The organism is Xanthomonas melonis (assembly GCF_020783655.1).
In the GTDB taxonomy this organism is placed as follows: Bacteria; Pseudomonadota; Gammaproteobacteria; order Xanthomonadales; family Xanthomonadaceae; genus Xanthomonas; species Xanthomonas melonis.
The window spans coordinates 164805-173950 of record NZ_JAJGQH010000013.1; the positions used below are offsets into that span (position 1 = coordinate 164805).

7 protein-coding genes are annotated in these 9146 nt (G+C 65.2%); 5 read left to right on the plus strand and 2 right to left on the minus strand.

Annotation, left to right across the window (positions count from 1 at the left end):
- The first annotated feature begins 323 nt into the window (after positions 1 to 323).
- Positions 324 to 1568: a putative DNA modification/repair radical SAM protein gene (locus LL964_RS14430; protein ID WP_104585250.1), complete on the plus strand. Its 1245-nt coding sequence runs from the start codon at positions 324 to 326 to the stop codon at positions 1566 to 1568.
- A gap of 436 nt (positions 1569 to 2004) precedes the next feature.
- Here LL964_RS14430 and LL964_RS14435 read toward each other — a convergent pair whose 3' ends face one another.
- On the minus strand, positions 2005 to 2265 hold the full coding sequence (locus LL964_RS14435) for a hypothetical protein (protein ID WP_167395182.1): 261 nt from the start codon (positions 2263 to 2265) through the stop codon (positions 2005 to 2007).
- Between LL964_RS14435 and LL964_RS14440 the strand changes: the two genes are divergently transcribed.
- The gene (locus LL964_RS14440) at positions 2258 to 3712 is read left to right on the plus strand and encodes a UdgX family uracil-DNA binding protein (protein WP_104585248.1); all 1455 of its coding nucleotides are present in this window, start codon (positions 2258 to 2260) and stop codon (positions 3710 to 3712) included. The two genes, LL964_RS14435 and LL964_RS14440, sit on opposite strands and share 8 nt — an antisense overlap.
- Positions 3713 to 4038: 326 nt before the next feature.
- Here LL964_RS14440 and LL964_RS14445 read toward each other — a convergent pair whose 3' ends face one another.
- Entirely contained in the window at positions 4039 to 4596 is a 558-nt protein-coding gene (locus LL964_RS14445; RefSeq protein ID WP_167395181.1) for a fasciclin domain-containing protein, read from the minus strand.
- A 736-nt stretch (positions 4597 to 5332) separates the two neighbouring features.
- On the opposite strand from LL964_RS14445, the gene LL964_RS14450 reads away from it, so the two are divergent.
- From LL964_RS14450 to LL964_RS14460, 3 genes are all read left to right on the plus strand, one after another.
- Entirely contained in the window at positions 5333 to 6970 is a 1638-nt protein-coding gene (locus LL964_RS14450; RefSeq protein ID WP_104585244.1) for a Na+/H+ antiporter, read from the plus strand.
- 249 nt (positions 6971 to 7219) lie between these two features.
- A complete protein-coding gene (locus tag LL964_RS14455; protein ID WP_104585242.1) occupies positions 7220 to 8164 on the plus strand; it encodes an ABC transporter ATP-binding protein in 945 nt (314 codons plus the stop codon).
- Positions 8161 to 8922, plus strand: coding sequence for an ABC transporter permease (locus LL964_RS14460; RefSeq protein WP_104585240.1), 762 nt, complete (start codon positions 8161 to 8163; stop codon positions 8920 to 8922). Before LL964_RS14455 ends, LL964_RS14460 begins: the two co-directional genes overlap by 4 nt.
- Positions 8923 to 9146: the final 224 nt, after the last annotated feature.

Here is a 9146-nt window from a genome sequence, read left to right on the forward strand (position 1 = left end):
TGTGGCCAGTTGCTGCCGCTGCAAACCGCTGTGGTGCGTTGGCTATAGCCCGCAAGATCCATGGTGATACGGCTTGGTACCTACGGCGCACCGGCCCGCGGCGACCGGGCATGCTGCCCGCAAGAGCCGGCGGCGCAGCGACAAGGCATGCTGCCGACAAGCGCCGGCAGCGCAGCCAAAAGGCATGCTGCCGACAAGTGCCGACAAGTGCCGACAAGTGCCGACAAGTGCGACAAGTGCCGGCAGTGCGGCGCTCTGAAGCATTCACGATGAAGTGCGGTGCAGTCTCATAGGCTGAGACGCCTTCACGACATGCTGCTTGCGTGAAAATCCTCGACAAACTCGCAGTGCTGGCCGATGCGGCCAAATACGACGCGTCCTGCGCCTCCAGCGGCGCGAACAAGCGCAACTCGCTGGGCACCGGCGGGATCGGCAGCACCGAGGGCATGGGCATTTGCCACTCCTATACGCCGGACGGCCGGTGCGTCTCGCTGCTGAAGATCCTGTTGACCAACTTCTGCATCTTCGATTGCGCGTACTGCGTCAATCGGGTGTCCAGCAACGTGCGCCGCGCGCGCTTCACGCCGGAAGAAGTGGTCACGCTGACGCTGGATTTCTACAAGCGCAATTACATCGAAGGCCTGTTCCTCTCCAGCGGCATCATCCGCAATTCCGACTACACCATGGAGCAGTTGGTGGAAGTGGCGCGACAGTTGCGCGAAGAGCATCGTTTTGCCGGCTACATCCATCTCAAGACCATCCCCGATGCCGCGCCCGACCTGCTGGCCGCAGCCGGCCGCTATGCCGACCGCCTCAGCATCAACGTGGAGCTGCCCACCGAGCAGGGCCTGACGCAACTGGCGCCGGAGAAAAGCGTGGGCGGCATCCGCTCGGCAATGGGCGAGCTGCGCTGGCGTATCGAAGAGAATCAGCTCGAACGCAAGGCCGAAACGGTGCGCCGCGCCAAGCCGCCACGGTTCGCGCCGGCCGGGCAGAGCACGCAGATGATCGTCGGCGCCGACGATGCCAACGACCGCAGCATCCTGGACACCAGCCACAACCTGTACGGCAATTACCGCATGCGCCGGGTGTATTACTCGGCCTTCAGCCCGATCCCGGACGCCTCGTCCAAGCTGCCGCTGCAGGCGCCGCCGCTGCAGCGCGAGCATCGGCTGTATCAGGCCGATTGGTTGTTGCGGTTCTACGAATTCAGCGTGGAAGAGATCGCACCGGCGCAGTCCAGCGGCATGCTCGATCTGGATGTGGATCCGAAGCTGGCCTGGGCGCTGCGCAATCCCGAGCGCTTTCCGGTGGATCTGAACCAGGCGCCGCGCGAGATGCTGCTGCGCGTGCCGGGCCTGGGAACCCGCAACGTGGAGCGGCTGCTGTTGTCGCGCAGGCACGCGCGGTTGCGGGTGGGGGATCTGGCGCGGCTGCGGGTGCCGATGAAGAAGTTGCTGCCGTTCGTGAGCGTGCTGGATCATCATCCGCGGCGGCGCCTGGACGATCCGGTGCGATTGCGGGCCCAGCTGGCACCCGCGCCTCGGCAGGCGGGGTTGTTCGACTGATGGGCCGGGTTGGGTGATTCGGGTCTTTGGTGGTGGTGCGAGTGCGTCCTTGATGCGGGTTGGGCTGGTAGGCGATGTGGGCTTGCGGGTGGGGCTGAGTCCGGGGGCGCTAGGCACGGCATGTGCAGAGCAAGGCAAGTGCCAAGCACGGCAAGTGCAGAGCACGGCAAGTGCCAAGCACGGCAAGTGCAGAGCACGGCAAGTGCCAAGCACGGCAAGTGCCAAGCACGGCAAGTGCAGAGCTTTCGCGCCTGCGGCGCGAGTGACTTTTGTCTTGGCAAAAGTCACCAAAACCGTTGTCGCCCGACGCGATCCGGCGCAATACAGCCGCGCCGGTCCCCTGCGCTCCTCGCCACGCGCGGCACGGCGCCCAAACTCGCTTCGCTCAAACAAGGGCGCCTCTTCGGCCACGCGTGACTGCGGTGCTCGGCTCGCTTTAAGGCGACGGGGGTGAAGCACGATCAACGGCAACGGCAACGGCAACGGCAACAACAGCAGCAACAACAACAACAGCAGCAACAACAACAGCAGCAACAACAACAACGGAAACGGCAACAGCAACAACGGAAACGGCAACAGCAACAACGGCGACAGCGACAGCGACAGCGACAGCGACGATGGTGTGATGGTTGCAGCAGTGGCGGGATCTTGGTGGTGGGCTTGGTTTTCTTGGGAGTGCGGTGCGAGCGATGTTCAACGCTGAGGTGGAACCGCCGTGGAGTTTCGAGGCGTGGCGCGGGTTGGCGCGGGCGGGGTGGTGTGCGCAGGTCGAGCCGGATCATGTGGCGTGGAACGGGGGCGCGCAGGGCGGGTTGCTGATGGGGCAGGGGCTGTCGGAGCTGTCGGAGCTGTCGGCCGTGGTCGCGCCGCCGCGGGTGTCGGCCGACTTCATGCAGCTGGCCGCCTCGGTGCTATGCCATCGCGATCCGCAACGGCATGCGGTGTTGTATCGGCTGTTGTGGCGGATCGCCTCGGGCGAGAAGGCGCTGCTGGAGCGTGCCACCGACGTGGATGTGCACCGCCTGCGGCAATGGCAGAAGGCGGTGCAACGCGATACGCACAAGATGAAGGCGTTCGTGCGCTTTCGCCGGCTGCCGGGTGAGGACGAGGACTTCATGGCCTGGTTCGAGCCGGAGCATCACATCGTGGACCGCGTGGCGCCGTTCTTCGCACGCCGTTTCGCGGGCATGCACTGGGCGATCCTGACGCCGTATCGCAGCGTGCGTTGGGATGGTCAGGCCCTGGCGTTCGGCGAGGGAGCGGTGCGCTCGCAGGTGCCGGCCGACGACGCACAGGAAGCACTGTGGCGCACCTACTACGCGCACATCTTCAATCCGGCGCGGCTCAATCCGACCATGATGCGGCAGGAAATGCCGCAGAAGTACTGGAAGAACCTGCCCGAGGCGGCCCTGCTGCCGGAGCTGATCCGCGAGGCCGGCGTGCGTGTGCGCGAGATGGCCGAACGCGCGCCCGAGCCGGTCCGGCGGCGTGTCCCGGCGGCAGCGGTGGCCGATGTCGTCGAGGCGACGCAGAGCATCGCGCAGTTGCGCGCGGCCGCGCGCGATTGTCGGCGTTGCGAGTTGTGGCGGCCGGCCACGCAGACGGTGTTCGGCGAAGGGCCGGACGATGCGTCGGTGATGGTGATTGGCGAACAGCCGGGCGATGAGGAGGATCTGAGCGGTCGTCCCTTCGTCGGGCCGGCCGGTCGCTTGTTCAATCAGGCGCTGGGCGAGCTCGGGATCGATCGCCAGCGCTTCTACGTGACCAATGCGGTGAAACACTTCCGCTTCGAACAACGGGGCAAGCGCCGCCTGCATCGCAATCCCGAGCGCGTGCACGTGCAGGCCTGCAGTGGCTGGTTGCAGGCCGAGCGCGCCCAATTGCGTCCCGCGCAGATCGTGTGCCTGGGCGCCACCGCGGCACAGGCAGTGCTGGGCAGCAGGTTTCGGCTGATGCAGGAGCGCGGGCAGTGGCAACGTCTGGACGATGGCACACCGGTCCTGGCAACCGTGCATCCCTCCTGGGTGTTGCGGCAGGCATCGCAGTCGGCACGGGAAGACGGTTATCGCGGCTTTGTGGACGACCTGCGTCAGCTGCTTTCCAGGCCCGGCGCGGCGCCGTCACCTGGCACCAGCAACGCGTAAACAACGCAAGGAATGCCGGCAAAAAAAATGCGCGTGCATGGGCACGCGCACGGTGTCGTTACTCGACCGACACCAAGGGGGCGACCGGAACGCGGGTCGCCCCGTCACCGCCGCGTTGCGGTGATGGTGCAGCATGCGGCAGCTTCCTGCGCAGGGCAGGGAACTGCTGGCCGCAGCGGCCGCAGGGGTGCAGGAGCGTTCTCGTACGCGCTAGGACATCCCAATGACGCATCGCGCATTCGGGAACGCTCCTGCATGAGGCAGGATCTGCAGGTGATGGTGCCGCCGGGAAGCGGCCGGGCCCAGGGGCATCGGCCGCCGGTCGATCACGGCATCAGCACCTTGTCGATGACATGGATCACGCCATTGCTCTGCATGACATCGGCGATAGTGACATTGGCGGTGTTGCCCTTGGCGTCGGTCAGCGTGACCTTCTTGCCGTTGAGCTTTGCGGTGAGCGCTTCGCCCTGCACGGTAGTCAGCATGGCGCTGCCGCCGCCGGCCTTGATCTTGGCGATCAGCGATGCCGCATCCACCTTGCCCGCCACCACGTGGTAAGTCAGTACCTTGGTCAGCGTGGGCTTGGATTCGGGCTTCAGCAACGTATCGACGGTGCCGGCAGGCAACGCGGCAAAGGCGGCATTGGTGGGCGCAAACACGGTGAACGGGCCCGGGCCCTTCAAGGTCTCGACCAGGCCTGCCGCCTTGACCGCGGCGACCAGGGTGGTGTGATCCTTCGAGTTGGCCGCGTTATCGACGATGTCCTTGGTGGCCAGCATCGGCGCACCTCCCACCGTCGGATTCGAGGCGGCGTACACCGGCATCGTTGCCGAGGTGAGGGCAATGGCGGCGGCGATGGCAAGCGACTTCAATGAGGTCTTCATGAGGCAGCGATCCTTTGGATGAGCGGGCGCCCGGGGTGGCGACCGTAGACCTTGATACGCCGGCAGATGTCGTCCGGATGCATCACGCGATCTTTACATATAGGACGGAGCGCTTGAGCTCGCTGGTGACACCGTCTGTCTTCCGGCTGGCGATCGATGGCGTCCGACCCATGGCAAAGCGCTAAGCAGCGCTGCCGTGCTGCGAGCCTGCAACCACAGCAGCCCCCGCGACTGTCCTCGCAGTGCCCGCTGCATGTTCGGTGCGCTGTGTGGCGCCGCACGCGCGAAGGGGCCGGACCTGCGGATGACCTGGTTTGCCGTCTTCTTCGCGGGTGCACCCAATGGCACTTCGGAGCGCATGCCGATGGCTGCCCACACGGTGGCACCGGCCAACACGGATGCGCTGCCCTGCAGCGAACGTGTATCGCGTTTCCGACAGACCGCGCCGAGGGGAACGTGATGACAAGAGGACGCGCAGACGAGGTGGCACGCGACAGGACCTTGCGCACGGCGCTGCCGTGCCGCAGCGTCCATGCAAGTTGCAGATCCAGGCCACGGAGAGCGCCTGGGCTGCAGGTCCTGTCTCGCGTTCCGCGATGCGCCACAGCGCCAGAACCTGGCGTGCGGTAGCGGTGGTTTCATCACCAGTTGCAAACCGGTATGGTCCCGTAGGTGTGTCGTCCGGCATCGCTACGACGATGCGGCGCGCGCAGCCGTCTCTTCCACCGGGTTTTTCATGCATTCGATCGATGTCGTCCTCGCCATGTTGCTGGCGGTCGCGGCCAGCGGTTACCTGATCCGCATCCTGCCGTTCTCGCTGCCGCTGCCGTTGGTCCAGATCGCGCTCGGCGCGGTGGTCTCCGGTGTGTTCGATGCTGGGCACGAACTGGAGCCGGAGCTGTTCTTCCTGTTGTTCCTGCCGCCGCTGCTGTTTCTCGATGGCTGGCGCATTCCCAAGCAAGGCCTGTTTCGCGACAAGGGCGCGATCCTGGAGCTGGCGCTGGGATTGGTCATCTTCACCGTCATCGGTGCCGGCTTTCTGATCCATTGGCTGATCCCGGCGATGCCGTTGGCGGTGGCGTTCGCGCTGGCGGCGATCATCTCGCCTACCGATCCGGTGGCTGTCTCCTCGATCGCCTCCAAGGTGCCGATTCCCAAGCGCCTGATGCACATCCTGGAAGGAGAATCGTTGCTCAACGATGCCTCCGGCCTGGTGTGTTTCCAGTTCGCGGTGGCCGCGGTACTCACCGGCACCTTCTCGGTGGCGACCGCTTCGCTGACCTTCCTGTGGGTGGCACTGGCCGGTCTGGGTCTGGGCGTGGCCACCACGTTCGGTCTGAGCCGCATCCAGGCCTGGATCTGGCGCCATTTCGGCGAGGAACCGGGCTCGGCGATCCTGGTCAATCTGCTGACGCCGTTCGCGGCCTATCTGCTGGCCGAAGCGTTCCATGCCTCTGGCATCCTGGCCGCAGTGGCTGCCGGCATCACCATGAGCTATGTGGAAATGGCCGGCAATGCGCCAGGGAACATGCGCCTGCAGCGTTCGGCGGTCTGGGACACGGTGCAGTTCACCTTCAACGGCATCATCTTCGTGTTGTTGGGCGAGCAGCTGCCGGGCATCCTGGATGGCGCGGTGCGTAGCGTGCAGGAGGCCGGCCACCTCAACCCGTGGTGGCTGGCGGTCTATGTGGCGACCATCAGCACCAGTCTGATGGCGTTGCGCTTCGTCTGGGTGTGGCTGTCGCTGCGCTGGAACATCTTCAAGGCGCAACGCCGCGGTGAGCAGCACGTCAGCCCGCCCTGGCGGATCGTGGTGGCGGTGTCGCTGGCCGGTGTGCGTGGTGCCATCACCCTGGCCGGCGTGTTGACCTTGCCGCTGGTGCTGCAGGATGGTTCGCCGTTTCCGGCACGCCAGTTGGCGATCTTCCTGGCGGCGTCGGTGATCCTGGTGTCGCTGCTGGTGGCCAGCGTGGCCTTGCCGCGGCTGCTGCGCGGGCTGGAATTGCCGGAAGAAGAGGACGAGCAACAGAAGGAGGACCTGGCCATCAAGGCCGCCTCGCAGGCGGCGCTGGAGGCGGTGGAAAAACTGCGCCAGCGCCTGATGGAAGACAGCGCGCACGCCGAGCGTTACAACGCGGCCGCCAATCAGGTCAGCCAGCGCTACCAGCGCAAGCTCGGCGCGGTGGACATGGCCGACACCGACCCGGAAGAGGCCGGTGCCTACGAGCAGGCATTGCGCCAGTTCCGTCATACCGCGCTGGTGGCCGAGCGCAACGAATTGTTCAAGCTGGCCCGTCGGCGAGAGATTTCCGATGAGCTGTCGCGGCGGCTGGTGCGCAACCTGGATCTGATCGAGTCGCGCAAGCGTGCTTGAGCGTGCTTGCGCGCGCGGGATTCGGGATTCGGGATTCGTAAAAGCCAGGCAATGACCAGGGCTGTCGTAGCAGGGCATCTGGACATTGCCGCCCTCGAGCGGACGCGACGTGCAGCCCGCTGGTCTTGTTGGTGACGCAGGCACTCGCCGGGAAAATCGTGGGTTGGGCCACACCGTCCCGTCTATCCCCCTCCCATCGTCACGGCACGCGGCCTACCCTGTGGCGATCATCGTTCCCGTGCACAGCCCATGACGCCCATCGTTTCCATCCAGGGAGTGAGCAAGACCTACGCCGGTGGTTTCCAGGCCCTCAAACAGGTGGATCTGCAGATCCGGCGCGGCGAGATCTTCGCGTTGCTCGGCCCCAACGGTGCCGGCAAGACCACCTTGATCAGCATCGTCTGTGGCCTGATCAACCCCAGCAGCGGCACGGTGCTGGCCGATGGTCACGACATCGTGCGCGACTACCGCGCCGCGCGTGCCAGCATCGGCCTGGTACCGCAGGAACTGGCCACCGATGCGTTCGAGACGGTGTGGGCCACGGTGCGTTTCAGCCGCGGCCTGTTCGGCAAGCCGGCCAACCCGCAGTACCTGGAAGCGGTCTTGCGCGAGCTGTCGCTGTGGGACAAGCGCAACAGCAAGATCTCCACGCTGTCCGGCGGCATGAAGCGGCGGGTGCTGATCGCCAAGGCGCTGGCGCACGAGCCGCGCATCCTGTTCCTGGACGAGCCCACCGCCGGCGTGGACGTGGAACTGCGCCACGACATGTGGCAGATGGTGCGCCGCCTGCGCGAGCAGGGCACCACCATCATCCTCACCACCCATTACATTGAGGAGGCCGAGGACATGGCCGACCGCGTCGGCGTCATCAATCGTGGTGAGCTGGTGCTGGTGGAAGACAAGCACACCCTGATGCGTAAGCTGGGCAAGAAGCAGTTGACCCTGAGCCTGCAATCGCCGCTGCAGGCCTTACCCGCCGCACTGGCGGACCTGCCGCTGGAAGTGTCGGCCGATGGCAACAGCCTGGTCTACACGTTCGATACCCAGGCCGAGCAGACCGGCATCGGCTTCGTGCTGCGCCGGCTCAACGAGCACGGGGTCGACTTCAAGGACCTGCATTCCAGCGAGAGCTCGCTGGAAGAGATCTTCGTCAACCTCGTGCACGGCGCACGCCAGCCGGAGGGACGCGCATGAACCTGCACGCGATCGCGGCGATCTATCGGTTCGAAATGGCACGCGCCTTCCGCACGCTGACCCAGTCGATCGCCTCGCCGGTGTTGTCGACCTCGCTGTACTTCGTGGTGTTCGGTGCGGCGATCGGCTCGCGCATGGGCGATATCGACGGCGTCAGCTACGGTGCCTTCATCATTCCCGGTCTGGTGATGCTGTCGCTGCTCAACGAGAGCATCTCCAACGCCTCGTTCGGCATCTACATGCCACGCTGGGCCGGAACGATCTACGAAGTGCTGTCTGCGCCGGTGGCGTGGTGGGAAATCGTGATCGGCTACGTCGGCGCGGCGGCGACCAAGTCGGTGATGCTGGGGCTGTTGATCCTGCTGACCGCGCGGCTGTTCGTGCCGTACGAGATCGCACACCCGGTGTGGATGCTGGGGTTTCTGGTATTGACCGCGCTGACCTTCAGCCTGTTCGGTTTCATCATCGGTATCTGGGCCGATGGCTTCGAGAAGCTGCAGGTGATTCCGTTGATGGTGGTGACGCCGTTGACCTTCCTGGGCGGTAGCTTCTACTCGATCAATATGCTGCCGCCGCTGTGGCAGAAGGTCACCCTGTTCAATCCGGTGGTGTACCTGATCAGCGGGTTCCGCTGGAGTTTCTACGGCAAGGCCGATGTGCACATCGCGGTCAGTACCGGCATGACGGTGCTGTTCCTGGCGGTCTGCCTGGTCGTGGTGGCGGCGATCTTCCGCAGCGGCTATCGGCTCAAGGCCTGAGTGGTGAAGGCAGTGGTTTTTGTCGGCCGCAGTTTGGTGGATGCGGCCAGAGGTCCAGGTCGAACGGTGAGCGGGGCGAGGGCGACGCGCTAAAAAATTGGTCGATTGCTTTGCTTGAACCCTGCGGACCGACACTCTCGACAGGTGCTTGCCCGCCTACCGTCGCGGGACCTTACGCGGCATGGATGCCGCGTAAGAGCTTACAAGGACGTACTTGCAGCGTG